The organism is Rhodococcus sp. 11-3 (assembly GCF_023704055.1).
Classification (GTDB): domain Bacteria; phylum Actinomycetota; class Actinomycetes; order Mycobacteriales; family Mycobacteriaceae; genus Rhodococcus; species Rhodococcus aetherivorans.
Genome location: NZ_CP080406.1, coordinates 545,471 through 571,869 on the forward strand (window position 1 = coordinate 545,471; position 26,399 = coordinate 571,869).

Annotated in this window: 23 protein-coding genes; 14 read left to right on the plus strand and 9 right to left on the minus strand. The window is 71.1% G+C overall.

What is annotated here, in order from left to right:
* Nucleotides 1-3: 3 nt before the first annotated feature.
* Nucleotides 4-1,380, minus strand: a complete 1,377-nt coding sequence (locus tag KZJ41_RS02440) for an MFS transporter (RefSeq protein WP_168578970.1) — start codon at nt 1,378-1,380, stop codon at nt 4-6.
* A 352-nt stretch (nt 1,381-1,732) separates the two neighbouring features.
* Here KZJ41_RS02440 and KZJ41_RS02445 point away from each other — a divergent pair, with 352 nt between their 5' ends.
* From KZJ41_RS02445 to KZJ41_RS02475, 7 genes are all read left to right on the plus strand, one after another.
* A complete protein-coding gene (locus KZJ41_RS02445) occupies nt 1,733-3,292 on the plus strand; it encodes a hypothetical protein (RefSeq protein ID WP_251550076.1) in 1,560 nt (519 codons plus the stop codon).
* Between the two features lie 217 nt (nt 3,293-3,509).
* Entirely contained in the window at nt 3,510-4,196 is a 687-nt protein-coding gene (locus KZJ41_RS02450) for a hypothetical protein (protein ID WP_102799133.1), read from the plus strand.
* Nucleotides 4,197-4,240: 44 nt separating this feature from the next.
* Nucleotides 4,241-6,175: a histidine kinase gene (locus KZJ41_RS02455; RefSeq protein ID WP_102799132.1), complete on the plus strand. Its 1,935-nt coding sequence runs from the start codon at nt 4,241-4,243 to the stop codon at nt 6,173-6,175.
* Nucleotides 6,160-6,822 carry a response regulator transcription factor gene (locus tag KZJ41_RS02460; RefSeq protein ID WP_102799131.1) on the plus strand — a complete coding sequence of 221 codons (663 nt, stop codon included), beginning with the start codon at nt 6,160-6,162 and terminating at the stop codon, nt 6,820-6,822. The genes KZJ41_RS02455 and KZJ41_RS02460 overlap by 16 nt, the downstream gene beginning before the upstream one ends.
* Nucleotides 6,823-6,970: 148 nt before the next feature.
* A complete protein-coding gene (locus tag KZJ41_RS02465) occupies nt 6,971-8,185 on the plus strand; it encodes an acetyl-CoA C-acetyltransferase (protein WP_006947448.1) in 1,215 nt (404 codons plus the stop codon).
* Nucleotides 8,186-8,213: 28 nt separating this feature from the next.
* A complete protein-coding gene (locus tag KZJ41_RS02470; protein ID WP_065923125.1) occupies nt 8,214-10,364 on the plus strand; it encodes a 3-hydroxyacyl-CoA dehydrogenase NAD-binding domain-containing protein in 2,151 nt (716 codons plus the stop codon).
* A 123-nt stretch (nt 10,365-10,487) separates the two neighbouring features.
* Nucleotides 10,488-11,525, plus strand: coding sequence for a type IV toxin-antitoxin system AbiEi family antitoxin domain-containing protein (locus tag KZJ41_RS02475; protein ID WP_065923560.1), 1,038 nt, complete (start codon nt 10,488-10,490; stop codon nt 11,523-11,525).
* Nucleotides 11,526-11,563: 38 nt separating this feature from the next.
* On the opposite strand, the gene KZJ41_RS02480 is transcribed toward KZJ41_RS02475, so the two are convergent.
* Nucleotides 11,564-12,865: a class I SAM-dependent methyltransferase gene (locus KZJ41_RS02480; protein ID WP_006947456.1), complete on the minus strand. Its 1,302-nt coding sequence runs from the start codon at nt 12,863-12,865 to the stop codon at nt 11,564-11,566.
* Complete coding sequence (locus KZJ41_RS02485; RefSeq protein ID WP_251550078.1) at nt 12,862-14,295, minus strand: FAD-binding oxidoreductase; 1,434 nt, start codon at nt 14,293-14,295, stop codon at nt 12,862-12,864. Before KZJ41_RS02485 ends, KZJ41_RS02480 begins: the two co-directional genes overlap by 4 nt.
* A gap of 137 nt (nt 14,296-14,432) precedes the next feature.
* Between KZJ41_RS02485 and KZJ41_RS02490 the strand changes: the two genes are divergently transcribed.
* A complete protein-coding gene (locus tag KZJ41_RS02490) occupies nt 14,433-14,867 on the plus strand; it encodes an SRPBCC family protein (RefSeq protein WP_251550080.1) in 435 nt (144 codons plus the stop codon).
* On the opposite strand, the gene KZJ41_RS02495 is transcribed toward KZJ41_RS02490, so the two are convergent.
* Nucleotides 14,864-15,622: an Rv3717 family N-acetylmuramoyl-L-alanine amidase gene (locus tag KZJ41_RS02495; RefSeq protein ID WP_251550082.1), complete on the minus strand. Its 759-nt coding sequence runs from the start codon at nt 15,620-15,622 to the stop codon at nt 14,864-14,866. The genes KZJ41_RS02490 and KZJ41_RS02495 overlap by 4 nt on opposite strands.
* 76 nt (nt 15,623-15,698) lie before the next feature.
* Between KZJ41_RS02495 and KZJ41_RS02500 the strand changes: the two genes are divergently transcribed.
* The 4 genes from KZJ41_RS02500 to KZJ41_RS02515 all read left to right on the plus strand — a co-directional run bounded on the left by KZJ41_RS02500 (nt 15,699) and on the right by KZJ41_RS02515 (nt 18,791).
* Nucleotides 15,699-16,022 (plus strand): YbaB/EbfC family nucleoid-associated protein, encoded by a 324-nt coding sequence (locus tag KZJ41_RS02500; RefSeq protein WP_050034469.1) that lies wholly within the window; start codon nt 15,699-15,701, stop codon nt 16,020-16,022.
* A gap of 9 nt (nt 16,023-16,031) precedes the next feature.
* Nucleotides 16,032-16,640, plus strand: coding sequence for a recombination mediator RecR (gene recR / locus KZJ41_RS02505; RefSeq protein ID WP_251550084.1), 609 nt, complete (start codon nt 16,032-16,034; stop codon nt 16,638-16,640).
* The gene (locus KZJ41_RS02510) at nt 16,637-17,194 is read left to right on the plus strand and encodes a TetR/AcrR family transcriptional regulator (protein ID WP_006947463.1); all 558 of its coding nucleotides are present in this window, start codon (nt 16,637-16,639) and stop codon (nt 17,192-17,194) included. The genes recR and KZJ41_RS02510 overlap by 4 nt, the downstream gene beginning before the upstream one ends.
* Nucleotides 17,195-17,294: 100 nt before the next feature.
* Entirely contained in the window at nt 17,295-18,791 is a 1,497-nt protein-coding gene (locus KZJ41_RS02515) for an MFS transporter (protein WP_029547136.1), read from the plus strand.
* Between the two features lie 59 nt (nt 18,792-18,850).
* Here the strand turns inward: KZJ41_RS02515 and KZJ41_RS02520 are convergent, their stop codons facing one another.
* Both KZJ41_RS02520 and KZJ41_RS02525 read right to left on the minus strand, forming a co-directional pair.
* The gene (locus KZJ41_RS02520; RefSeq protein ID WP_006947466.1) at nt 18,851-19,861 is read right to left on the minus strand and encodes an oxygenase MpaB family protein; all 1,011 of its coding nucleotides are present in this window, start codon (nt 19,859-19,861) and stop codon (nt 18,851-18,853) included.
* Nucleotides 19,831-21,345, minus strand: coding sequence for an aldehyde dehydrogenase family protein (locus KZJ41_RS02525; RefSeq protein WP_006947468.1), 1,515 nt, complete (start codon nt 21,343-21,345; stop codon nt 19,831-19,833). Before KZJ41_RS02525 ends, KZJ41_RS02520 begins: the two co-directional genes overlap by 31 nt.
* Nucleotides 21,346-21,475: 130 nt before the next feature.
* Here KZJ41_RS02525 and KZJ41_RS02530 point away from each other — a divergent pair, with 130 nt between their 5' ends.
* Together KZJ41_RS02530 and KZJ41_RS02535 are read left to right on the plus strand one after the other, a co-directional pair.
* A complete protein-coding gene (locus KZJ41_RS02530) occupies nt 21,476-22,627 on the plus strand; it encodes an acyl-CoA dehydrogenase family protein (protein ID WP_006947471.1) in 1,152 nt (383 codons plus the stop codon).
* A 4-nt stretch (nt 22,628-22,631) separates the two neighbouring features.
* Nucleotides 22,632-23,315 carry a GntR family transcriptional regulator gene (locus tag KZJ41_RS02535; protein WP_006947472.1) on the plus strand — a complete coding sequence of 228 codons (684 nt, stop codon included), beginning with the start codon at nt 22,632-22,634 and terminating at the stop codon, nt 23,313-23,315.
* Between the two features lie 109 nt (nt 23,316-23,424).
* On the opposite strand, the gene KZJ41_RS02540 is transcribed toward KZJ41_RS02535, so the two are convergent.
* Genes KZJ41_RS02540 through KZJ41_RS02550 form a run of 3 tightly spaced genes read right to left on the minus strand, consistent with a single transcriptional unit; the run spans nt 23,425 to nt 26,299 of the window.
* Nucleotides 23,425-23,901, minus strand: coding sequence for a DUF4334 domain-containing protein (locus tag KZJ41_RS02540; RefSeq protein ID WP_043801705.1), 477 nt, complete (start codon nt 23,899-23,901; stop codon nt 23,425-23,427).
* A 2-nt stretch (nt 23,902-23,903) separates the two neighbouring features.
* The gene (locus tag KZJ41_RS02545) at nt 23,904-25,019 is read right to left on the minus strand and encodes an NAD(P)-dependent alcohol dehydrogenase (RefSeq protein ID WP_043801702.1); all 1,116 of its coding nucleotides are present in this window, start codon (nt 25,017-25,019) and stop codon (nt 23,904-23,906) included.
* Nucleotides 25,019-26,299, minus strand: a complete 1,281-nt coding sequence (locus tag KZJ41_RS02550; RefSeq protein ID WP_029547143.1) for a TetR/AcrR family transcriptional regulator — start codon at nt 26,297-26,299, stop codon at nt 25,019-25,021. Before KZJ41_RS02550 ends, KZJ41_RS02545 begins: the two co-directional genes overlap by 1 nt.
* Nucleotides 26,300-26,399: the final 100 nt, after the last annotated feature.

The following is a 26,399-nucleotide window of genomic DNA, read 5'->3' on the forward strand; positions in this document are numbered from 1 at the left end:
CGTTCACACGCCTGCCAGTTCGGGGTCGCGGCCGAGGAAGGACGCGGCCAGCCCCGCCGCGACGACGACGGCGCACACGACGAACAGCACGGGGTACGACCACGAGTCCACCGCGATGGCCACCCATGCGGCGCCGACCGCCGATCCGCCGAAACGGATCAGGTTGAACAACCCCAGCCCGGTGCCCTGGGCTCCGGCGGGCGAGCGCGTCGACCCGGCCGCGGCCGGGGTCTGTACGAGCGCGCTGCCCACCCCGGTGACCGCGAGCACCGCGACGATCGCCCAGTGGTTCGTCGCCGCGGTCGCCAGGACGGCGGCCAGGGCCGACTGGGCGACGATCAGCACCGCCAGCCCCGCCCGCAGCACCCTCCGGGCGCCCAGCCTGTCGGTCGTGCGGCCCACGATCGGGGCCAGGACGACCATCACGGCGGGCAGCGCGAACAGGATCGTCCCGGCCAGGGCTGTGGACACCCCCGCGCCGGTCAGGTACAGCGGCACCGCGAGCAGGGTCGCACCGAGGCAGAACATCTGACCGAACGCCGCGATCGCGCTGCGGGCGAACCGCGGTTCGGCCACGAGGCGGACGTCGACGAACGGCACCTGCGTGCGCAGGCAGTGCAGCACGAACCACACGAGCACGACGGCCGCGCCCCCGATCAGCGCGAGGGCGACGGGCAGCGCCACGCCGGGCTGCGGGACCAGCGTCAGCCCGAGCACCAGCACCGCCGCGCCGAGCGTCAACGCGGCCGCGCCCGGGCCGTCGAGGCGCATGCGCCGGCCCTCGAACGCGGGAATCCAGCGCAGGGTCCCCGCGAAGCCGATCAGCGCCACCGGCACGAGCGGGACGAACACCCAGCGCCACCCCCAGTGGTCGGCGATCAGGCCGCCCATCGACGGTCCGAGGGCCTGACCGGCACCGTTGACCGCCGCCCAGGCCCCGACGGCCCGCGCCCGCCGCTCGGGCCCGAACAACCACGCGATCAGGCCCATCACGGCGGGCGCGAACGCGGCGGCGGCGACACCGCCCAGCGAGCGCCACGCGACGAGCACCGCCAGGTTGGGGGCCGTCGCGGCGCCGGCCGAGCACACCGCCGTCGCCAGGAGCGCGCCGCAGTACACGCGCCGGCGGCCGAAGCGATCACCGATCCAGCCGGCCAGCGGCATCGACGCCGCGAACGTCAACAGGAAACCGGCGACGACGAGCACCCCGCTCTCGAGCGAGGTGCCGAAATCCGACAGGATCTCCGCCAACGGGACATTCACGACGTTGTTGCTGATCGTGCCGACCAGGGTTCCCGCCAGCAGGGCGGACAGCGCGAGCGGGGTTCCGGAATCGGCGTGCGCCGGGGCCGGAGTCGGCGCGGCAGTACGGGTGGTCATCTGTCTCCTGTGGCTCGCGAGCGATACGGCGGGGGCCGTGGCCTCACTGTCTCACCGCGCCCGGTACCGCCGCATCGGCGTCGAATTCGTAAACAGCACAGGCGGACGCGCCCGGAGTGTGCACCCTGCCCAAGGAATCGGGGTTCGCCCGGCGGAAACGGCGGAAGACACAAGTTCGTAGCAATTGTTCACGATCGCGCTACCGGAGGACACGGAAACGCAAAACAGGAACACACTGCACATCTACAGTTCGGGGCACTGTGCAAGGTTTGCGTTGACCAGGCATGAACGAGCGCGGAAAGTTCCACGAACACAGCCCCTCACTCGTTCTGCTCCTGACTTAGGACTCGAATTGGACGTACAACTCACAGCCGCCCACTGGGTCTACGTGGCCGGCATCGTCGTCATCCTGGCCACCATGGCCCTGCGGAAGAACATCGTGGTTCCCGCAGTCATCGGAACGTTCCTGACCGCCTTCGTGTTCTCCGGCAGCATCGTCACCGGACTGTCCTCGATCTTCAACGCCAGCCTCGTGGCCGCGAAGGAGCTGTTCAACATCTTCCTGATCATCGCGCTGGTGACCGCGATGCTCGGCGCGCTGCGGCAACTCGGCGCCGACCGGCTGATGGTCGCGCCGTTCCGCAGGGTCATGCGTACCGGCACCAGCAGCTTCGTCGTGCTGGCCGTCGTGACGTACGTGATCTCCCTGTTCTTCTGGCCCACCCCGGCCGTCCCGCTCGTCGGTGCCGTGCTGATCCCCGTCGCCATCCGGGCCGGCCTGTCGCCGCTGTCGGTCGGCATGGTCATCGCCATCTGTGGCCAGGGCATGGCCCTGTCGTCGGACTACATCATCAAGGTCGCACCGGGCATCTCCGCCACGGCGGCCGGTGCCGACGTCGACGCCGTGGCGGACAAGTCGCTCGTGCTGTCGCTCGTCGTCGGCGTGACCGCGCTGGCGATCACGTTCGTCGCGCAGCGCCGGACGTGGCGGGCGCCGTCGCCGGACCTGCTCGTCGAGTGGGAGGCCGAGGCCGACCGCGGCGCCGACGGCCCGGCCGGCGGCGGATCCGCCCCGAGCCGGCAGCCGGTGCAGCCCGAGCCCGTGGGCGGCGGCCCCGCCGGTGGCCCCGACGGTGCCGCGAGCACGGCGACGGCCGTGATCGTCGCCGAGCGCGACCCCGGCAGCTACGAACTCGCCGAGAGCAGGGGCACCGCGAAGGCGTTCGCGATGCTCGTTCCGCTCGCCTACCTCGCCTTCATCGTGTATCTGCTGCTGGGCAAGTTCACCCAGGTGGTGCCGCCCCTGCAGGGTGGGGACGCCGCGGCCATCGTCGGTGGAATCGCGGCGCTCATCCTGTTCGCGGCCGCCGCGTCCAACGACAGGGGCGGCTTCCTCGAGACCACCTCCGAGCACCTCGTCGACGGTCTGGTGTTCGCCTTCAAGGCGATGGGCGTCGTGCTGCCGATCGCCGGCTTCTTCCTCATCGGCAACCCCGACTTCTCCGGTGCCATCCTCGGCTACGCGGACGGCGAGACGGGTCCGGGAATCCTGTTCGATCTCGTCAACGCGGCACAGTCGCACCTGCCGCAGAACCCGTTCGTCACGTCGTTCGGCATCCTGCTCATCGGCGTGGTGGCCGGGCTGGACGGGTCCGGCTTCAGCGGTCTGCCGCTGACCGGTTCGCTGTCCGGCGCGCTGGGCCCGGCGGTCGGCATGGATCCGTCGACCCTCGCCGCGATCGGGCAGATGGGCAACATCTGGTCCGGCGGCGGGGTGATCGTCGCGTGGTCGTCGCTCGTCGCCGTGGCCGGATTCGCCCGCGTCCCCGTCCTCGACCTGGCCCGCAAGTGCTTCCTGCCGGTGATGGCGGGGCTCGTGCTCAGCACGCTGTTCGCCGTCCTGGTCTACTGATTCGCCTGCAGCGCGGTCACTCTCGCGCGGAACGGTGCTTGTCGCGCGCGTCCTCACGCGCGCGGCAAGCACCGACGCGCGCGAGGACCGGTCCGGCATCCCGCCGGAGGAATCCCACCGGGACGGGACGGGTGTCCCTGGCGACCGGGACGCCGGGCGCAGCAGCCTCTCCGTCAGGCGCAGAGCGCGCCGGTACGACGGGAGGGACACCGAACCGATGAGCACAGTGAGCGTGACGGAGGACGGACGCACGGCCGCACGGCGCGCGTCGTCGAGCGCCTGGGCATGGTCGGGGGCCGTTGCCGGGCTCGCCGGGGTCGTCGCCATCCAGGCGAGCATGGGTATGGGCGCCGCCTACGACGAATCCACGGCCGGCAACGCGCCCGCGATCGCCGAGGCGTTCGCGGGCGAACGAACCCCACTGCTGGTGATGCACCTGTCGCTCATGGTGTCGACGGTGCTGCTGCTGATCTTCGCCGCCGGCCTGCAGCGCCGCCTGCGGATCGCCCTGCCCGAGGACAGCCTGCTGCCGTCGGTCGCGGCGTTCGGTCTGCTGCTCACGGCGACCGCCGGACTGCTCGGCGCCGGCCTGGACACCGAGCTGCTGTTCGGGCTGAGCGAGCCGGGACAGATGGTCGCCGAGTTCGCCGTCGTCGGCGCGCACTGGGTCGGCACGATCCCGTGGCTGTGGGTCGGCGCGGGGGTCAGCGGCCTGGCGGTGGCGGCCGCGTCGCTGCGCCACGGCGCGACGCCGCGGTGGCTGGGCTGGGCGAGCGTGGTGCTCGGCGGCCTGACCGTGCTGCTCGGGATCTCCCCGCTGCAATACATGGCCGGCTTCGTCGGTCCCGTGTGGGTGCTCGTCGCCGGCATCGGATTCGCCGTCTCCGACAGGGCGCGCCGATAGGCTGCCGCGCGACGGATCCGGCCGCGGGGCATACTCACCGCATCATGGCTGTTGCGGGCGCATCCGAGACGGCGGCGGGCACCGGTGGCGCACCGGTGCCCGCCGCCGTCGTCGCCGTGCTCTCGGGGGGCCTGGCCGTCGCGGCCCTCGTGGTCTTCGCCACCGCCCGCCCGGACCTCGACTCCGATCAGCTGTTCTTCCTCGTCGACGCCGTGGGTGCCGCGGTGTACGGCACCGTCGCCGGCGTGGTGCTGGCGCGCCGGGTGCATCCGGTGCCGATCCTGCTGTCGCTCGCATCGATCGGCGTCGGGCTCTCGGCCCTGAGCTACGCCTGGACGAAGCTCGCGGAGGTGCGGCCCGGGCTGCCGTTCGCCGGGGTCCTCGCGCCGCTGCAGAGCACCGCGTGGATCCCCGGCACCCTGGCGTTGTTCCTGGTGGTGCCCTGGCTGGTCCGCGACACGCCGCTCGACCGGCGCGCCCGCCTCGGCGTGCTCGCCGGTGCCGTGGTCACCGCGTGGTTCTTCTGGGCCCGTACCTTCACCGGCACCGCCGTCGGCTGGCTCGTGCTGCCCGTCGTCACGCTCGGCCTGCTCGCCGCTGCGGACATCACCTACCGGTGGCGGTGCGGCCCGGTCTCCGATCGCATCGGCCTGGGCTGGCTCGCGCTCGGCACCGCCCTGATGGCGGTGTCCTACATCCCGCTGGCGGTGCCCGGCCTGCCGTGGATGCTCACGCCGCTGCTGCACCTGGCCACGCAGGCGTTCTACCCGGTCGCGATCCTCGTGGTGGTGCTGCGGCAACGGCTGTGGGGGCTCGACCTCGCGGTCGGCCGCGCCGCCGTCGCCGGCAGCCTCGTCGCGGTACTCGCCACCGGCTACCTCGCCGTGACCGCCACCGTCGCCCTGATCCTGCCGACGGACGGATCCGTCGTCGCCCAGGCCATCGCCGCGGTCGCGGTGGCCCTGGCCGTGCAACCGGTGCGGGCCTGGCTGACCCGGCGCGTGCACACCCTCGTCTACGGCGAGGGCGACGACCCGGCGAGCGCGGTGCGCCGGCTCGGCCGGCACTTCGCGGGGGCGCAGACGCCGCGGCGGCTGCTCGAGGACCTCGCCGCCGGAGTCGGTGTGGCGCTGCGCCTCGAGTCGGTGACGGTGCGCCGCGGCGACGAGGCGCTCGCCCGATGGGGCACCCCCACCGGGCCCACCGAGCAGGTCGTCCTGCGCGACGGCCGGCTCGAGGTGACCGCCCCGCCCGGTGAGACGCTGGGGCCCCGCAGCTTCCGCGCGCTCGGCGAACTCGCCTCCGTGGTGGAGGCCGGGCTCGTGGTGCTGCGGTCCTCGGAGGAGCTCGACGCGGCGCGCGACCGGCTCACCGAGGCCCGGCTCGCCGAGCGCCGCACCATCCGCCGGGAACTGCACGACGGGCTCGGTCCGTCCCTCGCCGGTATCCGGCTCGGGCTGCAGGGCGCCCGCAACCTCATCGACAGCGACTCCGCCGGCGCCGCTCCGCTGATCGACTCGCTGCTGCGCGAACTCGACCACCAGGTCGAGGGCGTGCGCGAGCTCTCCCGGGGGCTGCTGCCGCCCGTCCTGGACGAGCTGGGTCTTGCCGCCGCGCTGGAGGAGATGTCGGCGGTCCACTCGCGCAGTGGATTCCGCGTCGACGTGGACGCCGATGTGCCACCGCGCCGGGGCGGGGCGGTCGTCGCCGCGGCGTACGGCATCGCCGCCGAGGCGGTCACCAACGCGCGTCGGCACAGCGGTGCCGACGGGTGCCGGGTGCTCGTGCGGGCGGCGGCGGACCGGCTCACCCTCGAGGTACGCGACGCGGGCCGCGGGCTGGACCGGAACGCGCGACGGGGCGTGGGGACGCACAGCATGCGCGAACGCGCCGAGGACGTCGGCGGCACCGTCGAGATCGCCGCGGCGCAGCCGCACGGCACCGTCGTCACGGCGGACCTCCCGTGGGGCCCGTCGTGAACGCCCCCGCGGCGATCGCCGTCGCCGTCGTCGACGACCATCCGGTGTTCCGGCTCGGGCTCGTCGCGCTGCTGGGCACCCTCGACGGCATCGAGGTGGTGGCCCAGGCCAGTTCGGTCGCCGAGGCGCTCGAGGTGATCACCGCGGACGTCGACGTCGTGCTCATGGACCTCGAACTCGGGGACGGCTCGGGCATCGAGGCGACCCGGCAGCTGCTCGGGCGGTTCCCCGAGCTGCGGGTGCTGGTGGTGACGATGCACGAGGACGAGGAGTCGCTCGTCGCCTCGGTGCGCGCCGGGGCGCGCGGCTACCTCGTCAAGGGTGCCGACCCGTCGGGTGTCGAGCGGGCGATCCGCGCCGTCGCGGACGGCGAGGTCATCGTCGGTGCCGCCGTCGCCGCCAAGGCCATCGGGGCGATGGCCGCCTCCCGCACCCTGGCGCCGGCGGTGTTCCCGGAACTCACCGATCGCGAACGCGAGGTGCTGGACCTGATGGCGCGCGGGCACGACAACGCGGCCATCGCCCGCCGGCTGGTGCTGAGCCCGAAAACGGTGCGCAACCACGTGTCGAACGTGCTCGGCAAGCTCGGCGCGGCCGACCGGTCGACCGCGATCGTGCGGGCCCGCGAGGCCGGTCTCGGGGCGTGAACGTCCGCTCGGTTCGGTCACGGACTCCGCTCGGTTCGGTCCTTCAGTCCGGGGGGTCCCGGCTCCTAGGGTGAACGAGGTCGGGCGTGACGGCTGTCACGAGCCGCCGCCCCTCGCATCCGCAAAGCACGGGAAGGAACCCTGCACTGTGACCTCCGAGGCATTCATCTACGAAGCCATCCGAACTCCGCGCGGCCGCGGCAAGAAGACCGGGTCGCTGCATTCGGTCAAGCCGATCTCCCTGGTCACCGGCCTGATCGACGAACTGCGCGTGCGGTTCCCGGACCTGGACGAGAACCGCATCTCGGACCTGATCCTCGGCGTCGTCGGACCGGTGGGCGACCAGGGTGCCGACATCGCCCGCACCGCCGTCACCGCGGCGGGCATGCCCGACACCGTGGGCGGCGTGCAGATCAACCGCTTCTGCGCCTCCGGCCTCGAGGCCGTGAACATGGCCGCGCAGAAGGTCCGCTCCGGCTGGGACGAGCTCGTCGTCGCCGGTGGCGTCGAGTCGATGTCGCGGGTGCCGATGGGCTCGGACGGCGGCCCGTGGGCCCTCGACCCGGCCACCAACTACGACACCTACTTCGTGCCGCAGGGTGTGAGCGCCGACCTGATCGCCACCATGGAAGGCTTCAGCCGCGAGGACGTCGACGCGTACGCGCTGCGTTCGCAGCAGCTGGCCGCGGCGGCGTGGTCCGGCGGGTACTTCGCCAAGTCCGTGGTGCCGGTCAAGGACCAGAACGGCCTGACCGTCCTCGACCACGACGAACACATGCGTCCCGACACCACCCTCGCGGGCCTGGCCGGGTTGCAGCCGTCGTTCGCGATGGTCGGCGAGATGGGCGGTTTCGACGCCGTCGCGCTGCAGAAGTTCCACTTCGTCGAGAAGATCGACCACGTCCACCACGGCGGCAACAGCTCCGGCATCGTCGACGGCGCCGCGCTGGTGCTCGTCGGCTCCGAGCAGGCCGGCAAGGACATGGGCCTGACCCCGCGCGCCCGCATCGTCGCCACCGCCACCTCGGGTGCGGACTCGACGATCATGCTCACCGGCCCCACCCCGGCCGCGCACAAGGTCCTCGCCGCCGCCGGCCTGACCGTGGACGACATCGACCTGTTCGAGATCAACGAGGCGTTCGCGTCGGTCGTGCTCAAGTTCCAGAAGGACCTGAAGATCCCGGACGAGAAGCTCAACGTCAACGGCGGCGCCATCGCGATGGGGCACCCGCTCGGCGCCACCGGCGCCATGATCACGGGAACGATGGTCGACGAGCTCGAGCGCCGCGGTGCCCGCCGCGCCCTCGTCACCCTCTGCATCGGTGGCGGCATGGGCGTGGCCACGATCATCGAGCGTGTCTGAAACTTCGGAAGGGACTGGGGAATTCACAGTGACTGAGAACAACATGATCGGCTGGGAGCGCGACGCCGACGGCATCGTGGTGCTGACCCTCGACGACCCGAACCAGGGCGCGAACACCATGAACGAGCTCTACAAGGCGTCGATGAAGGCCACCGTCGACCGCCTGGCCGCCGAGAAGGACGACATCACCGGTGTCGTGATCACCTCCGCGAAGAAGACCTTCTTCGCCGGCGGCGACCTGAAGAACATGATCAAGGTCGGCCCCGAGGACGCGCAGCGGATCTTCGACGAGGTCGAGGGCATCAAGGCGGACCTGCGCCGGCTCGAAACCCTCGGCAAGCCCGTCGTCGCCGCGATCAACGGCGCGGCCCTCGGCGGCGGTCTCGAGATCGCCCTGGCCACCCACCACCGCATCGCGGCCGACGTCAAGGGCGTGCAGATCGGCCTGCCCGAGGCCAGCCTGGGCCTGCTGCCCGGCGGCGGCGGCGTCACCCGCACCGTGCGCATGCTCGGCATCCAGACCGCGCTGATGCAGGTGCTGCTGCAGGGCAACAAATACAACCCGGTCAAGGCCAAGGAACTCGGCCTGATCGACGAGGTCGTCGGCTCGATCGACGAACTCGTCCCCGCCGCGAAGGCGTGGATCAAGGCCAATCCCGAAGGCGGCGTGCAGCCCTGGGACAAGAAGGGCTTCAAGATCCCCGGCGGCACCCCCGCGTCGCCGTCGTTCGCGGCGAACCTGCCGGCGTTCCCCGCGAACCTGCGCAAGCAGCTCAAGGGCGCCCCGATGCCCGCCCCGCGGGCCATCATGGCCGCCGCCGTCGAGGGCTCGCAGGTCGACTTCGACAACGCGTCGAAGATCGAGGGCCGCTACTTCACCGAGCTGGTCACCGGCCAGGTCGCGAAGAACATGATCCAGGCGTTCTTCTTCGACATGCAGGCCATCAACTCCGGGGCGTCGCGCCCCAAGCAGGCCGACGGCACGCCGTTCCCGAAGACCACCTTCCGGAAGGTCGCCGTGCTCGGCGCCGGCATGATGGGCGCGGGCATCGCCTACGTGTGCGCCAAGGCCGGTATGGACGTGATCCTCAAGGACGTCTCGATCGAGTCGGCGCAGAAGGGCAAGGCCTACTCGGAGGGCCTCGAGGCCAAGGCGCTCGCCCGCGGCAAGACCACGGAGGAGAAGTCCGCGGCGCTGCTCGCCCGCATCACGCCGACGGCCGACGCCGCCGACCTGGCCGGCGCGGACCTGGTCATCGAGGCCGTGTTCGAGAACACCGGCCTCAAGCACAAGGTGTTCCAGGAGATCGAGGACGTCGTCGCGCCGGACGCGGTGCTCGGGTCGAACACCTCGACCCTGCCGATCACCGGCCTCGCCGAGGGAGTGAAGCGCCAGGAGGACTTCATCGGCCTGCACTTCTTCTCCCCGGTCGACAAGATGCCGCTGCTCGAGATCATCGCGGGGGAGAAGACCTCCGACGCGACGCTGGCCAAGGCGTTCGATCTCGCCCAGCAGATCCGCAAGACCCCGATCGTCGTCAACGACTCGCGAGGATTCTTCACCTCCCGCGTCATCGGCACGTTCGTCAACGAGGCGATCCGCATGGTCGGCGAGGGCATCGAGCCGGCCACGATCGAGCAGGCCGGTTCGCAGGCCGGCTACCCGGCTCCGCCGCTGCAGCTGTCGGACGAGCTGAACCTGACGCTGATGCAGAAGATCCGCAAGGAGACCGAGGCTGCCGCCGAGGCGTCGGGTCTGAAGGTGCCGCAGGACGATTCGACCACCGTCGTCGACTTCCTCGTCGACGAGGGCCGCCCGGGCCGCGCCGGTGGCGGCGGCTTCTACGAGTACGCCGACGGCAAGCGCACCCGCATCTGGCCGGGCCTGCGCGAGAAGTTCAGCAGCGCGCCCACCGACATCCCGATCCAGGACCTGATCGAGCGGATGCTGTTCATCGAGGCCATCGAGACCCAGAAGTGCTTCGACGAGGGCGTGCTGCGTACCACCGCCGACGCCAACATCGGCTCGATCCTCGGCATCGGCTTCCCGGCCTGGACCGGTGGCGTCGCGCAGTACATCGCCGGCTACCCGGGCGGTAAGGAGGGCTTCGTCAAGCGCGCCGAGGAACTCGCCGCCAAGTACGGCGAGCGCTTCACCCCGCCGGCGTCCCTGCGCTGACGCGCCCGTGCGTGGTTTTGGTAGCAATCGCTGCCAGAACCACACACGAGTTGTCCACAGGCAAGGGCTCCCGACCACGGTCGGGAGCCCTTGCCCGTCGCCGGGTCGGCCATCATCGACGGCATGGGGGACGACTTCGGGAAGAGCGAGATTCAGAAGCTGGTCGACGATCGGGCCGGCCTGGTCACACAGGCGGAGCTGACTGCGCTGGGGGTGGGCCGTGGAGCGGTCCGGCATCTGCTCGATACGGGACGGTGGCAACGTGTCCTGCAGGGCGTGTATGCCGTCAGCAGCGGACCGTTGACGCGGACCATGGTGCTCGAGGCGGCCCTGCTGTATGGGGGCGGAGCGGCGATGCTCAGTCACCGGACCGCGGCGGAGGTGTGGGGCATGCTTCCGGTCGACGACACCGCACCGGTTCACCTCACCGTTCCCGTGGGGAAGTCGGCACTGCCGCAGCGAGCCACGGTGCGGGCACCGGGACGGAAAGCGAAGCTGCCGGTGTCGAAGCCGACTGCCGTCCTCCATCCGGGGGTAGTCGTGCACCGGTCACGGGCACACGCACACATCGGCGTCGATCGGTACTTGCCGCGCACGACCAAGGTCGACACCGCACTGGATCTGGCCACCGCGCAACCGTCGCCGCGGGAGGCGTACCTGTCGCTGATCGCCACCGTGACGAACGCCGGCATCCGACTGGCCGATGTGCGTCTGCGACTCGAGGAACGACCGCCGTATCGATATCGGAGTTCGCTGGCAGAGGCGGTGACGTTGCTCGCAGACGGGGTGCAGTCCGTGCTCGAATACCACTACGCGATCGACGTCGAGCGTGCACACGCTCTGCCCGTGGCGCGCCGGCAGAGTCCGGTCGTCGTGGACGGCAGGACCCTGTACGAGGACTGCACGTACGACGGCGCCGGATGCCCGCTCACGGTGCGGTTGGACGGCAGGTGGGTCCATTCGATGCGCGAAGTCGCCTTCCGTGACCGGCGCCGCGACAACGCCGCCGAGCTGGCCGGCCGGTCGCGACTGGTCTTCGGCTATCGGGAGGTGGCGTCGTCGCCGTGCGACGTCGCGCGGGAGGTCGAGACGGTACTGACCCGGCTGGGCTGGGTCCGGGACGAGCCGAACCCCTGCAGCTGCCGTGCGCGGTTCTGGTAGCGGGCACTACCAGAACCACGCACGGGCGGCGGAGCCGCCTAGGCCACCCACCAAGGGCGCAGCGGGACGTTCGGCTCCTGGTCCGGGCCCAGCTTGACGGCCAGGACGTGGTGCAGCTGAACGACGTTGCGTTCGAAGCCGAGGCGGGAGCCGGCCATGTACAGGCCCCAGACGCGGGCGGTGCCCTCGCCGACCTCGGCGACGCAGGCGTCCCAGTCGGCGACGAGGTTCTCGCACCAGCCCTTCAGGGTCAGCGCGTAGTGCTGGCGCAGATTCTCCTCGTGCAGCACCTCGAAGCCCACGTCCTGGACCTCGGTGATGATGCGGCCCGAGCCGGTGAGCTCGCCGTCGGGGAAGACGTACCGGTCGATGAAGCCCCCGGCCTTCACGGGACCGCGGTTGACCGGGCGGGTGATGCAGTGGTTGAGCAGCAGCCCACCCTCGCGCAGCTTCTCGTGCAGCCGCCGGAAGTACGCCGGGTAGTTCTGCACGCCGATGTGCTCGGTCAGCCCGATCGACGAGATCGCGTCGAAACCGGTCTCGGGCACGTCGCGGTAGTCGGAGAAGCGGACCTCGGCGAGGTCGGTGAGCCCCTCCTCGGCGATGGCCTTCTGCGCCCACTCGGCCTGCTCACTCGACAGGGTGACGCCGAGCACCTTGACGCCGCGCCGCGCCGCGTACCGGACCATCCCGCCCCAGCCGCAGCCGATGTCGAGAAGCCGGTCCCCGGGCTGCAGCCGCAGCTTCTCGAAGACGAGGCGGTACTTGTTCTCCTGCGCGTCCTCGAGGCTCTGCGTCTCCGAGTCGAACAGGGCGCACGTGTACGTCATGGAGGGGCCGAGGACGCGCTCGTAGAACGCGTTGGAGACGTCGTAGTGGTGGTGGATCACCTCGGCGTCGCGGCTGCGCGAGTGCCGCAGGCCCTCGGCGAACCGGCGCCAGCGCGGCAGGTGCTCCTGCGGGGGCGGCGCGATGGGCTTGAGCGTCTCCAAGCCCAGCGAGCGCGCGATCTGGGCGAGCGTCAGTGCCGGCGGGCGCTGGAAGTGCAGGTCGCCCAGGGCCTTCAGGAGCTCGTACGGGTTGCCGGGGTGGACGCCCTCGGCCTCGAGGTCACCGGAGACGTAGGCGCGTGCCATGCCGAGGTCGCCGGGGGCCGTCGCCAGGTAGGTCGTGCCGCGCGTCGAGGTCAACCGCAGGCCGTACGGGGCGTCCGTGGGGCCGGCGCTGGAGCCGTCGTACGCGGTGAACCGCACCGGCAGCTCGCCGCCGGTCACGGTCTCGAGGATCTGGGCGAGGGTGAGCCGGCCGTCGTTCGTGCGTGGTTCTCGCAACGTGGTCATCTGTTGTGCACCGCCTTCGAGAAGAGGTCCAGCAAACGGGATTCGGAATCGTACCGCTTCTTCAGGGCGGGATAGTCCCCGCCGCCGTAGTAGAGCTGCTCGAACTCCGCGCGCGAATAGTACGAGTCGGAGTACAGCGATTTGTGCCCGTCGAGCTCGGCGACCTTGTGTTCGATGCGACGGTTCGCCGCGCCTTCGATCTCTCCGGGAACGGTCGGCACCGACGACCAGAAGCCGATGTTGACGTAGGTGCGCTTCGGCTCGAGCGGGTACAGGGGCCACGGGCGCTGGACATCGCCCGCTGCGGGCCCGTTCTCGCGTAACCGCAAGGGGCACAACCACACCGGCTCGATCGGTATCTCGTCGAGGAACCAGCGCAGGAACTCCGCGGTCCGCTCGATCGGCACCTCGATGTCCTGCACGACGCGTTCGCGCGGCAGGTTGCCCTTGCGCCGCTCGATGCGGTCGGCGATGCCGTAGCGGTGGTCGAGGGCGATCAGCTTCCAGTAGAAGCTGCTGCGGAGCAGGTGCTTCGGCCACAGCCGCCGGATCCGGGGGTTCTGGGCGCCGAAGGCGCGCGAGCACCAGAACCAGTCGGTGTCCCACCGCCACAGGTAGTCCCGGATGGTGAGACGGTCGGTCCTGGGATGGTTGACGGACGCGTGCTGGATGGAGCGGTAGTAGATGTGCTCGCCGGTGTAGTCGCTGACCGGGCCGGGTGCGTCGGTCTGCGTGCCGACGGTCAGGTAGGACTCGGTCGCGGAGAACATCACTCCGTCGAGATAGTCGACCGGCACCCCGGCGTGCACCCGTTCGGTGGCGATGCGGTCGAGGGCGGACTGCATCTCGTCGAGCGAGTCGAACCGCAGGTGCCGCAGCGCCACGTACGGTTTCACCGGCTCGAGCTCGATGCGCAGGCGCGTCGCGTATCCGAGGGTGCCGTAGGAATTGGGGAAGCCGTGGAACAGATCCGCGTGCTCGCCGTCGGGAGTGGCGGTGACGATCTCGCCGGCCCCGGTGAGAATGTCCATCTCGAGCACCGACTCGTGCGGCAGGCCGTTGCGGAAGGAGGTCGACTCGATGCCGAGTCCGGTGACCGCCCCTCCGAGGGTGATCGTCTTCAGCTGCGGCACCACGAGGGGCGCGAGGCCGTGGGGGAGCGTCGCGTCGACCAGATCCTCGTAGGTGCACATGCCGGCGACGTCGGCGGTGCGCGCGGCGGGGTCGACGGAGACGACCCCGCCGAGGCCGGACACGTCGAGGCCCGGCGCGTCCACCCGGGCCCGGGCCCGGAACAGGTTGGAGGTCTTCTTGGCCAGGCGCACAGGGGCGTCGGCTGGGATGGCGCGGTAGGAGCGCAACAGGCGCTCGACACCGGCCCGGTGGGCGGATTCTCCGCTCGGGGCTACGACTGACTTCGGCTTCTGCATACGACTCCCTGGGGCGACGCGCCGGTGGCGATCTTCACAATAGCCCCGCGGGCCCGGCCGGGCGCGACGATGAAGCAGGCAGGATGGGACTCGGTGACGGCCGCGACGTGAGCGGCCCACGAGACACAGGAGGAACAGTGGGACAGGTAAGCGCCAGCAGTTCGATTCAGCTCGCCGCAGCGCCGGAGCGGGTGCTCGAGGCCCTCGCGGACTACGAGTCGGTGCGTCCGCGCATCCTCACCGAGCAGTACCGCGACTACCGGGTGCTCTCGGGTGGCCACGGCGACGGCACGGTCGTGCACTGGATCCTGCAGGCGACGAAGAAGCGGGCCCGCGACGTCGAGGCGCGAGTGGCGGTGTCGGGTAGCACGATCACCGAGCGGGACGCGAACTCGTCCCTGGTGACCACGTGGAGCGTGGTGCCCAACGGCACCGGTTCGACCGTGGTGACGTTGACTGAGTGGAAGGGCGCGGGTGGCATCGGCGGCTTCTTCGAGAAGACCTTCGCGCCGCTCGGGCTGCGCAAGATCCAGGAGCAGGTGCTGGCGAACCTGAAGCGCGAGCTGGACTAGAGAGCCTCGGCCGGTTCGCCGGCGAACGCGACGATCCCGGCGACGACGGCGGTGGCGTAGCGCTGCCGCCCTTCGGGGCCGGTCATCGTCGCGGCGTCCGCCGCGTTGCGCATGTTGCCGAACTCGACCAGCACGGACGGCCGTCGGGCCAGGTTGAGCCCGGTCAGGTCGTCGCGGCCGAGCAGGCCGTCGGTGCCGAGGTAGGTGGACGGGGTCAGGCCCGCATCGACGAGGGCGTCGCGCACGGCGGTGGCGAGAGCGACGGACGGGCCGGCCTGCACCTCGTTGAGCGGGGGCGCCGAGTAGTTGACGTGGAAGCCGTGGCCGTCGGCCGGCCCGCCGTCGGCGTGCAGGCTGACCACGACGTCCGCGCCGGAGGCGTTGGCCTCCTCGGCGCGACGGTCCACGCAGGCGGCGACGGACGTGTCGTCGGGCCGGCTGAGCAGCACGTGCGCGCCGAGCCGCTCGAGTTCGGCGCGCACGAGCGTGGCCACGTCCCAGTTGAAGGTGTGCTCCGCGTAGCCGGAGTCGGTGCTGGTGCCGGTGGTCTGGCAGTTCTTGGTGCCACCGCGACCGGTGGGCACCTGGGTGGTGATGCTCGCGTCGTTGGCGCCGTTGTGGCCGGGATCGAGGAAGACGGTGCGACCGGCCAGCGGCAGGTCCTGGTTCGCGGTCGCGGGCAGTCCCGGCAGGGACAGGGCCAGCACGCAGGTGGCGGCGACGGTGATCCGGCGGGACAGTCCACGCACGCGCATGCCGTCACGGTACCGGGGACGGACTACCCTGAGTTGCGAAATCCCGCGGAAAGGACATGCCTTGGAACCCGGTGGAATGCCCGACATGCAGCAGCTCCTCGCGCAGGCGCAGCAGATGCAGCAGCAGCTGATGGCCGCCCAGGCGGAGATGGCGCAGGCGGAGGTGACCGGCCAGGCCGGTGGCGGCCTGGTGACGGCGACGGTGAAGGGGACCGGCGAGGTCGTCGGCCTGCACATCGACCCGAAGGTCGTGGACCCCGAGGACGTGGAGACGCTGCAGGACCTGGTGATCGGCGCGATCGCCGACGCGTCGGCGAAGGCGCAGGAGATCGCCTCCGAGAAGCTCGGCCCACTGGCCGGCGGGCTGGGCGGCGGCATCCCCGGTCTGCCCGGCTTCTAGAGGAGTCACGTGTACGAGGGACCGGTCCAGGACCTGATCGACGAGCTCGGCAAGCTGCCGGGCATCGGTCCGAAGAGCGCCCAGCGCATCGCGTTCCACCTGTTGTCGCTCGAGCCGCCGGAGATCGACCGGCTGCAGGCGGCCCTGCAGCAGGTGCGCGACGGCGTCCGGTTCTGCGAGGTGTGCGGCACGGTGTCGGATCAGGAGCGTTGCCGGATCTGTTCCGATCCGCGCCGGGACCGCACCCAGATCTGTGTGGTCGAGGAGCCGAAGGACGTGCAGGCCATCGAGCGCACCCGCGAGTTCCGGGGCCGCTACCACGTGCTCGGCGGCGCGCTCGATCCGCTCAGCGGCATCGGGCCGGACCAGCTGCGGATCCGCGAGCTGCTCACCCGCATCGGCAACCAGGAGGACGGCGTCGACGTCGCCGAGGTGATCATCGCGACGGACCCCAACACGGAGGGCGAGGCCACCGCGACGTACCTCGTGCGGATGCTGCGGGACTTCCCCGGCCTGACGGTGACGCGGTTGGCGTCCGGTCTGCCCATGGGGGGCGACCTCGAGTTCGCCGACGAGCTGACCCTCGGCCGGGCGCTCTCGGGCCGACGCGCACTGTGACGGCGCCGAGGCGCACCGGGGAGCAGACGCGCCGCCGGATCCTCGACGCGGCGGGCATGGCGTTCGCGACGCGCCCGTACCGCGAGATCACCCTCAAGGACATCGCCGAGGACGCCGGGGTCAGCGCGCCGCTGATCATCAAGTACTTCGGCTCCAAGGAGCAGCTGTTCGACGCCCTGGTCGACTTCCAGGAGGCGGCGCGGGTGCTGTTCGACGGCCCGCTCGGGGAGCTGGGGGAGCGGATGGTCTCGATGCTGGCCCGGCCGCTCGAGCCGTACAAGCCGCTCTCGATGAACATCCTGTTCATGAGCGGGGCGAGCGAGGAGAGCAACCGCACGCTCCGGGAGAACTACTCGAAGCAGATGATCGACGCGCTCGCCGCGCGGTTGCCCGGTCCGGACGCGCGGCTGCGCGCGGAGCTGGCGATGTCGATGGTGATGGGGCTGGCGATCATGCGGCGCCGGATGCTGGGGGAGCGGGCCACCGGTTCGGTGCCGGACGTGGTGGCGCGGTACGCGCCGCTGGTGCAGGAGCTGCTCGACGGGGCGGAGTGACAGACGGTCCGGGGTGAGACGCGGGTCACCTCTGTTGCGGGGTAAACGGCTATTCACTTAGCCTAGTAAACAATTATTCACCCCACGCGGAGGAGGACCGATGGCGTACGTGTCCACCCACCCCCTCCGGCTGCGCGGGTCCCGGCCGGACCGGCCCCTCGCCGCGGCGTCCGCCGGCGGGTCGGGAACGGCCGCCGCGCCCCGGCCGTCGCGTTTCGTCTTCCCGATCCTCGCGGTCGGGGCGATCTTCCAGGCGATCATGCAGACGGTCATGGTGCCGCTGCTGCCGAGCATGCCGGCCCTGACGGGCGCCGGCACCACGGCCGTGTCGTGGCTGGTGACGACCACGCTGCTCGTCGGGGCCGTGATGACCCCGATCTTCGGGCGGCTCGCCGACATGATCGGCAAGAAGCGCATGCTGCTCGTCGCCCTGGTCCTGATGACCGTCGGGTCGCTGCTCTGCGCGATCAGTTCGAACATCGCGGTGCTCATCACCGCCCGCGGCCTGCAGGGCGCGGGCGCCGCGATCATCCCGATCGGCATGTCTATCCTGCGCGAGGAACTGCCCAGGGAACGAATCGGACGGGCGATCGCCCTGCTCAGCTCCACGCTCGGCCTGGGCACCGCCCTGGGCATCCCGTTCGCCGCGGCCATCGTCCAGTTCGCGGACTGGCACGTGCTGTTCTGGGTCACCACCGCGATCGGCGCGGCGGTGATGACCGCGGCCGCGATGTTCATCCGGGAGTCCCGCACCCGCACCGGCGGCCGGTTCGACGGAGTCGGCGCGGTCGGCCTGACCGCCGCGCTGGTGAGCCTGCTCGTCCCGATCACACAGGGCAGCACCTGGGGCTGGACCAGCCCGGCCGTGCTGTCGATGTTCGCCGCCGCCGTGGTCCTGTTCGGACTGTGGGGCTTCCAGCAGCTGCGCAACCGCAACCCCCTCGTGGATCTGCGGGTCTCGGCGCGACGCACCGTCCTGATGCCGCACCTGGCCGCCCTGCTGGTCGGGTTCGCGTTCTACGGCAACACCCTCATCACCACGCAGCTGCTGCAGGCCGACCCGGACCGCGGCGCCGGTTACGGGCTGCCGATCCTGCTCGCGGCCCTGTGCCAGCTGCCGGCGAGCTTCGCGATGATGTCGTTCTCCCTCGTCGCGGCGCGGTTGTCCGACCGGTGGGGAACGAAGGTCCCCATGCTGGCCGGCGCACTGTTCCTGCTGTGCGGATACTCGCTGCATGCGGTGCCGGACAAGCCGCTGTGGTCGGTGGTGGTGGCGCTCGGCGTCGCCGCCATCGGCACCACCCTCGTGTACTGCACGCTGCCGGTGCTGATCATGGGCGCGGTCCCGCTGGAGCAGACCGCCGCGGCGAACGGCGTCAACGTGCTGCTGCGCACCACGGGCAGCACCGTGTGCAGCGCGGTGGTCGCGACCGTTCTCGCGGCGCATCTGTCGAACGGGGGCATCACCACGGCGGGCTTCTCGATCGCCTACCTGGTGTGCGCGACGTGCGCGGTGGTGGTGTTCGTCGCCGCGCTCGCCCTGCCGGCGGCGAACCGGCGTCCCGCCGAGCACGTCGCCGAGGTGCCCGCCGGGTGACGCACGCCGGCCCGCCGCCCCTCCCGGGCGGCGGGCCGGCGCCCTCCCCTCCCCCCGGATCAGTACCCCACGCCGAGATCCCGGGGGCGGTAGCCCTCCGGATATCCCGGATAGGTGCGGTTGTTGGGGTTGCTCGCCGCCCGCGAGAGCCGTCGCTTGGGCAGCCGGCGCACCACCGCGGACCGGGCGCGCAGCGCGGCCTCCGCGACCGCCCGGACCCGCGCAGAGCCCTGCGGGAACCCGAACGCCGCGGCCATCCGCTCGTCGATCAGCGCGTACACCGCGGTGGCGACGGCGGGTGCGAGCGCCTTCGGATACCACGACTGGAACAGCCGCAGGGTGTAGGTGCCGATGCGGTGGTTGTCGTCGCTGTAGGTGAAGTGCTCGTCCTCGTAGTCCAGCTTGAACCGCTGGAACTCCTGGTAGGACTCCGGAATGTCCTTGATGCCCATCCGGATTCCCACCTGCCGGTAGAAATGGAACGAGGCGAGGCGCTCGTGCGGGTGCAGCCGCCGCCAGCCGTAGCGGTCGATCCAGTCGATCGGGTCGTAGACGAACGTCGAGAGCACGTAGAGCATGTCGTCGTTGTCGATCGAGTACCTGCCGTGCATCCGGTTGACGTTGCGCAGCGACTCGCGGCCCCGATCGGAGTCGTAGCCGTGCTCGACGAGCTCGGACATCAGGATCGCGGTGTCGTCGTAGCGCTTCTGCGGGCGGTGCTCGAACTCGCCGGTGCGGGCCAGCAGCGCGGAGATGCTCGGCACGCAGTAGGTACGGAACAGCGCGAACTCGAGCGACCGCTGGTAGTCCCACGGGAACTCGTAGCCCGCGGTGATCCGCAGGATGTCCTGATGGTGGGTCACCGGGTCCAGGCCCTCGATCACCTTCAGCCAGCCGAACCGGCCGAGCCCGGCGTGCGGGTCCCGGTTCGGCGCCGGGAAGGTGGTGGCCTTCTCCGTCCGGGCGTCGGGGCGGGCGGCGACGGACGCGCCGCGCGTGCGTTCCTGGGTGCGGTCGGGGGAGGTCGACGTCATCGGTGTCACCGCCCGTGCCGGGTCTTGAGCATCCACGCGGCGATCTTCATGTCCCGCGCGGTGCGCTCGAGCGTGAGCAGGTTCAGCGGGGCCCGGAACCTCTCGACGGTCACCGACTTGGGCCGGCTGAATTCGCGCAGGCCGTCGGCGCCGTGGATGCGGCCGAACCCGGATTCGCCGATGCCGCCGAACGGCAGCGACGGGATGCCCGCGAAGCCGAGCACCGAGTTCACCGACACCATGCCGGTGCGCAATCGGTCGGCGATCTTGCGGCCGCGGGAGCGGTCCTTGGTGAACACCGACGCGCCGAGGCCGTAGTCGGTGGCGTTGGCGCGCTCGACGGCCTCGTCGAGATCGCGCACCTTGTTGACCACCACCGTCGGGCCGAAGGTCTCCTCGCACACGGCGGAGGACCGCTCCGGCACGTCGGTGAGGATCACCGGGTCGACGTAGCGGTCGTGCACCGACTCGCGACCGCCGACGACGGCCTCGGCGCCGTGATCGAGGGCGTCGTCGATCTGGCCGCGCACGATGTCGATCTGCCGGGGCAGCGTCATCGGGCCGTAGCTGGCGTCGTCGGTGCCGCCGGGGCGCACCCGCTCGATCGTGGCGGTGAGCTTGTCGAGGAACTGCCGGTAGACCGGCTCGACGACGTAGATGCGTTCGACGCCGGCGCAGGTCTGGCCCGCATTCCCGAACGCGCCGAACGCGGCCATCTCCACGGCCTTGTCGAGGTCGGCGTCCTCGGCGACGATCATCGCGTCCTTGCCGCCGCACTCGGCGACGAGCGGGGTGAGGGTCTCGGCGCACACGGCCATGACCTTGCGGGCGGTGGCGCCGGAGCCGGTGAAGGCGATCTTGTCGACACCGGAGCGGGCGAGTGCCGCGCCGGTCTCGCCGAGGCCGGTGACCACCTGGAACACCGGCTGCGTGGGAGCGAGCGCGTTCCACTTCTGCTCGAGCCACCTGCCCACGCCCGGGGTCAGTTCGGACGGCTTGAACACGACGGCGTTGCCGGCGGCGAGGGCGTAGGAGATCGAGCCCATCGGGGTGTAGACCGGGTAGTTCCACGGCCCGATGACGCCGATCACGCCGAGCGGCTGGTACTCGAGGGTGGCGTGCTGGTTGGCGCTGGCGAGGCCGGACGGCACCCTGCGGGGGCGCAGCACCTTCTTGGCGTTGCGGGCGGCCCAGTCGAGGTGCTCGATCGCGAGCATCACCTCGAGGAAGGCGTCGCCGCGCGGCTTGCCGGTCTCGGCGGAGACGACGGCCGCGAGGGCCTCGGCGTCGGCGGCGACGGCCTTCTTGAACTCGAGCAGCCAGTCCCGGCGGCCGCGGAAGCCCTGGGCGGCCCACCAGCGGGCGGCCGACCGGGCGCGGTCGACGGCGGCGGCCACGTCGGTGGCGTCGGCGATCGGGTACTCCGCGAGGACGGAACCGTCGCGCGGGTCGAGGCTGGTGAACGTGGCGGACGGGGGAGCGGGCGACGGCGTGCCGGGGGTGCTGAGGTCCTGGGTCATGGAGTGACGCTTCCTTCACTGGGTCGCATCAAATATATTTGATGTGATTCACTGTCGTGGATCTCACACTAGGCGGCGCGCCCGGCGTCGACAACCCCCCACTACTTGTCCAGGCCAGGAGGCCGATCCCATGCACACCAACCTCACCGAGTTCACTCCGGAGCAGCAGGACTTCGCGGCGGCCGTCGCCGACTTCTGCCGCCGTGAGGTGGGCACCCGCGCCCAGCGCGACGCCCTCACCGACCACGGCACGCACAGCCACAGCCAGGAGCTGTACCGGAAGATGGCCGACCTCGGCTGGCTCGGCGTGACCGTCCCCGAGGAGTTCGGCGGGTCCGCCGGCAGCACGGTCGACCTGTGCATCCTGCTCGAGCAGAGCACGCGCGGCATGGCCCCCATAGGCGGCATCGGCCCCACCCTCATCACCGGCGCCGCCTACGAGAAGTTCGGCACGCAAGCGCAGAAGGAGACCGTGCTCGGGGGCATCGTCGAGGGCCGGTCCCAGTCCATCTCCATGTCCGAGCCCGAGGCCGGTTCCGACGTCGGCTCCCTGACCTGCCGCGCCGAGAAGGTCGACGACGGTTGGCTGATCAACGGCCAGAAGACCTGGTGCTCCAACGCGCACTTCGCCGACAACATCCTGCTCGTCGCCCGCACCGACCGCAGCGGCGCCAAGCACCAGGGCCTGACCATGTTCCATCTGCCGGCCGGCACGCCGGGCCTGAAGATCAGCGGCATCGACACCATGGGCGGCAAGGAGGTCAACGACCTCTACCTCACCGACGTGCGCCTGCCGGAGGACGCCGTCGTCGGCGAGGTCGGCAACGGCTGGACCCAGCTGATGGCCGGGCTGAACACCGAGCGGCTCATCCTGGCCGCGATGATGCTCGGCACCGCGCAGCGCGCCTTCGACGACGCCCTGCAGTTCGTCACCGAACGCAAGCAGTTCGGCCGCCCGGTCGGCACGTTCCAGGCGATCCGTCACCGGGTCGCGGACCTGGCCACCGAGATCGAGGCGACCCGGCTGCTGGTGTACCGCGTCGCGCGCCTCGTCGACGCCAACCCGGGCACGCTGTTCCCGCGCGAGGCGTCCATGGTCAAGCTCAAGGCCACCGAGGTCGCGAAGAAGACCGCCCTCGAAGGCATGCAGATGATGGGTGGCTACGGGTACGCCACCGAATTCGACATGGAACACCACGTGCGCAGGACGATCGTGTCGACGATCTTCGGCGGCACCAACGAGATCCAGCGCGACATCATCGGCAAGAGCTACGGGCTGTAGACCGATGACGGCACCGGCCCGAGCGTCGCGCGGACTACGGCGACGGCCCCAGCTCTCCGAGGAGGTCGCGACCCACCTGCGCGGACTCATCATCTCCGGTGCGCTGCGGCCCGGCGACTTCGTGCGGCTCGACGAGACCGCCGCCGAACTCGGGGTCAGCGTCACCCCGGTCCGGGAGGCGCTGCTGACGCTGCGCGGCGAGGGCTTGGTGCAGTCGGTACCCAACCGCGGCTACGTCGTCTCGCCGCTCGACCGGGGCGACGTGGCCGACATCTTCTGGCTGCAGAAGCAGATCGCGGTGGAACTGGCTCTGCGCGCGCTGCGCTCCGCGGAACCCGCGGACCTCGAGCGGTTGAGCGCCCTGAACGATGCGCTGTGCCTGGCCGTCGAGTCCGGAGAGGCACAGCGGATCGCCGACGCGGAGTTCGAGTTCCACCGGGACCTGAACCGGATCGCGGCCAGTCCGAAGCTCGCCTGGTTTCTCTACTGTGCGGCGCGCTACACCCCGTACCGGCTCTACGCGGCGGATCCGGGTTGGGGCCGGCTCGCTGTCGCGTCGCACGCCCGGCTGATCGACGCGTTCCGCAGGGGGGACCGCGCCGAGGTGATCGCGCAGACCGAGGTGCAGTTCGACGACGCGGTGGCCCGGTTGCTGGCCCACCTGGACCGGATCGCACCTCGCAGCTGACCCGCACCCCGGGTGGCGGTGGTTGCGGTGGTCGTGAGGGCCGAATGTCACATTCCTTCGATCAGACCGAAGTGATGTGACATTCGGCCACTGCCAACAGGATTGGGCGCTACAGCGCGACGTCGCGTTCGAGGCCGAACCAGTAGTGTTCGCCCGCGTCGAAGACGAGGTTGCCCTTGCCGTTCATGACCCCGACGAGCGTGTCGTCGTCGGCCTTCTTGAAGTGGTCGAACACGGGCATGCCGTCGTAGACCATCGTGGCGGTGACCTCGCCGCGGAACCGGATCTCCCACAGGCTCGCCTCGCCGCGCCCGGTGTCGACGTCGGAGAAGAGTTCCCCGTTCGCGTCGTAGCACAGCAGCGGCTGCACGTCGTCGGCAGCGGCGAACTGCTTGCCGTACCACCGGGCCCGGCCGAGGAGGGTGTGGGTCCGGTGGCCGGTGTCGAAACTGAATCCGCGCCAGCGATATCCGATGAGATCGCCGAGGCGGGCGGGCTCCAGACGCGTCCACAGGGCGTCGAGTTCGCGCGGGGAGATCGCGTCGGTCCGGCTGCGCAGTGCGGCCAGCTCGTCGGCCACGGTCATGGTCACTCCTGAGGGTCGAAGGTGAGTACTGCCTTGACGACGTCGCCGGCCCGGACGGCGGCGAGCGCCTCGTCGAATCGTTCGAACGGGAAGGTGCGGATCAGTTTCTCCACTGGGAACGAGCCCTGCTGCCACAGGCGGACGAGTTCGGGGAGGAACACATGCGGGTCGGCGTCCCCCTCGATCACCCCGGTGAGGGTGCGCCCGTTGAGCAGATGCGTCTGGTCGACGGTGACCGGATTCCGGCCGGCGCGCAGTCCCAGCGTGGCACAGGTGCCGGGGATCGTGAGCGAGGCCAGTGCCTGCCGGATCACCGCTTCGGTACCGACGGCTTCGACGGCGTGATCGACGCCCCCACCGGTGATCTCGCGGATCCGCCGGCCGGGGTCGGTGTGCTCGTCGGGGTTCAGTGTCTCCGTCGCACCGAGTTCGCGGGCGAGCGCGTGCCGCCGCGGGTTCGGGTCGACGCCGACGACGGTGCCGCACCCGGCGATCCGGGCGGCCATGACGGCGGCCATGCCGACCGCGCCGAGACCGAACACGGCGATCGACGAGCCGGGTTCGGGCCGCAGGACCCGCAGCACCGCTCCGGCGCCGGTCTGCAACCCGCAGCCCAGCGGTCCGGCCGGGACGAGCGGAACGTCGTCCGGCAGGCGCACGGCGTTGCGTTCGGTGGCAATCGCGAGGGATGCGAACGACGACTGTCCGAACCAGTTCCCGTGCAGGGGCGCCCCCGACGCGTCGCGCAGGGTGGTCGAGCCGTCCGCGCGACGGCCGCCGTAGTTGAGCGGGGCGAAGCGGGTGCAGTAGGCCGGCCGGCCGCGCGCGCAGTTGCGGCACGTGCGGCACGAGTCGAATCCGAGCACCACCGGGTCGCCGACGTCGAGATCGGTGACGTCGGGGCCGATCTCGACGACGGTGCCCGCACCCTCGTGTCCGAGGACGGCCGGCAGCGGGATCGGGACCCCGCCGGCGGCGGCGGTGAGATCGGTGTGGCAGATGCCGACGCCACCGATCCGGACGAGGACCTCGTCGGGCCGCAGCGGCGGCAACTCGATCGGCTCCGCCCGCGGCGTCGTCCCGTAGTCGCGCAGTACCGCCGCGGTGGCCGTGTGCATCACGAGTTCGTCTCCCGCGGGGCGCTGTTGCCGAGGAGGGTGACCAGCATCAGTTGCTGCACCCGGCTCTCGTTGGACGGGGTGGGTTCGAAGTGCATCAGCCGGCCTATGTCGAGCACGAGGTTCAGCGCGGCATGGACCAGGAATCGACACTCGACCGCGGACAGGCCCGGCCGGACGTCGGCGAGCAGACGGGCCCATTCCTCGACGTTGAGCCGCTGGATGTTGCGCAGGTCGGTGCGGTGGGCGGCGGGCAGGCTGCCGATCTCCGTGAAGTACACCGACATCAGCTCGCTCTGGGCGAAGGACAACCGGACGTACACGTCGGTGAGGGCGCGCAGCGCCTCGGCCGGAGACGTGGAGTCGGCCAGCGCGGTGTTCACGGCGACGGAGAGCCGGTCCGCGGCGCGGTGGAAGGCCGCGGCGAGCAGGTCGGACTTGCTCGCGAAGTGCCGGTAGACCCCGGAGGCGTTGATGCCGGCCGCGGCGCCGATCTCCTCGATGCTCACGTCGTGGTACCCGCGGGCGTGGAACAGCAGGATCGCCTCGTGCAGCAGCACCTCGCGTTTGTTGGCGACGGCGAGGCCGGGGGTCCGGACGGCCGCGGCGCGCGACGGGCCGGCCGCCTCGAGCCGGACCGCGGCCACCGACCGGCACGCGTCCAGCAGCAACCGCTCGATCCGGCGGTTGGACAGCGGCGCCCGATGGGCGGTGATGCTGCCGACGACGCTGAGCATGGCGGCGCTGAGCAACACGTTGTCCGGCTCCGGCAGGTCCGGGCGCAGGGCGGCCAGGGCGGCGCCGACACGGCGGTTGACGCCCCAGATCACGCTGCGGACCTCGCTGCGGTCCTCGGCCGTCAGGTAGCGGTTCTCCCACCGGTAGAGCCCGGCGGTGCGACGGCACTCGACGGTGGTGCGGATCGCGGCGAGCAGCAGCCGGTCGAGCCACTCGGCGGGGTCGTCCACCGCGTCCTCGTCCGCCTCGGCGACGGCCGTGCCGAGCGTCGTGCCCAGGCTCAGCGCGGCGTCCCGGAACAGCGCGTACTTGTTGGGGAAGTGCCGATAGAGGGCGGGGCCGGAAATGCCGACCGCGGCGGCGATCTCGTCGATCCCGACGCCGTGGTAACCGCGTTCGCTGAACGCTTCCGCCGCGACCGCGGCGATCTGTGCCTTGCGGTTCTTCGGCCGCCGTCGCGGAGCCGGTGCCGCCTCGGTCGACGTGCCGGCGGTCGACCGTGTCCGCGTCCCCCGCGAACCGGTCCGGGTCTGCTCCGCCACCGTACCTCCATCCATGCCGGGCGTGGTCCCGGCAGCCTATCGCAAACGTTAGCGCCCAGCACCATATCCGCGGCGGCGAATTCCCTCGGGCCGCTCCGTG

What these genes read in the sequence shown, in the direction of transcription:
- KZJ41_RS02440 (WP_168578970.1), bottom strand. Translation starts at nt 1,380, where the DNA reads ATGACCACCCGTACTGCCGCGCCGACTCCGGCCCCGGCGCACGCCGAT.
- KZJ41_RS02450 (WP_102799133.1), top strand. Translation starts at nt 3,510, where the DNA reads ATGAGCACAGTGAGCGTGACGGAGGACGGACGCACGGCCGCACGGCGC.
- KZJ41_RS02455 (WP_102799132.1), top strand. Translation starts at nt 4,241, where the DNA reads ATGGCTGTTGCGGGCGCATCCGAGACGGCGGCGGGCACCGGTGGCGCA.
- KZJ41_RS02475 (WP_065923560.1), top strand. Translation starts at nt 10,488, where the DNA reads ATGGGGGACGACTTCGGGAAGAGCGAGATTCAGAAGCTGGTCGACGAT.
- KZJ41_RS02480 (WP_006947456.1), bottom strand. Translation starts at nt 12,865, where the DNA reads ATGACCACGTTGCGAGAACCACGCACGAACGACGGCCGGCTCACCCTC.
- KZJ41_RS02485 (WP_251550078.1), bottom strand. Translation starts at nt 14,295, where the DNA reads ATGCAGAAGCCGAAGTCAGTCGTAGCCCCGAGCGGAGAATCCGCCCAC.
- KZJ41_RS02495 (WP_251550082.1), bottom strand. Translation starts at nt 15,622, where the DNA reads ATGCGCGTGCGTGGACTGTCCCGCCGGATCACCGTCGCCGCCACCTGC.
- KZJ41_RS02500 (WP_050034469.1), top strand. Translation starts at nt 15,699, where the DNA reads ATGCCCGACATGCAGCAGCTCCTCGCGCAGGCGCAGCAGATGCAGCAG.
- KZJ41_RS02515 (WP_029547136.1), top strand. Translation starts at nt 17,295, where the DNA reads ATGGCGTACGTGTCCACCCACCCCCTCCGGCTGCGCGGGTCCCGGCCG.
- KZJ41_RS02525 (WP_006947468.1), bottom strand. Translation starts at nt 21,345, where the DNA reads ATGACCCAGGACCTCAGCACCCCCGGCACGCCGTCGCCCGCTCCCCCG.
- KZJ41_RS02530 (WP_006947471.1), top strand. Translation starts at nt 21,476, where the DNA reads ATGCACACCAACCTCACCGAGTTCACTCCGGAGCAGCAGGACTTCGCG.
- KZJ41_RS02535 (WP_006947472.1), top strand. Translation starts at nt 22,632, where the DNA reads ATGACGGCACCGGCCCGAGCGTCGCGCGGACTACGGCGACGGCCCCAG.
- KZJ41_RS02540 (WP_043801705.1), bottom strand. Translation starts at nt 23,901, where the DNA reads ATGACCGTGGCCGACGAGCTGGCCGCACTGCGCAGCCGGACCGACGCG.
- KZJ41_RS02545 (WP_043801702.1), bottom strand. Translation starts at nt 25,019, where the DNA reads ATGCACACGGCCACCGCGGCGGTACTGCGCGACTACGGGACGACGCCG.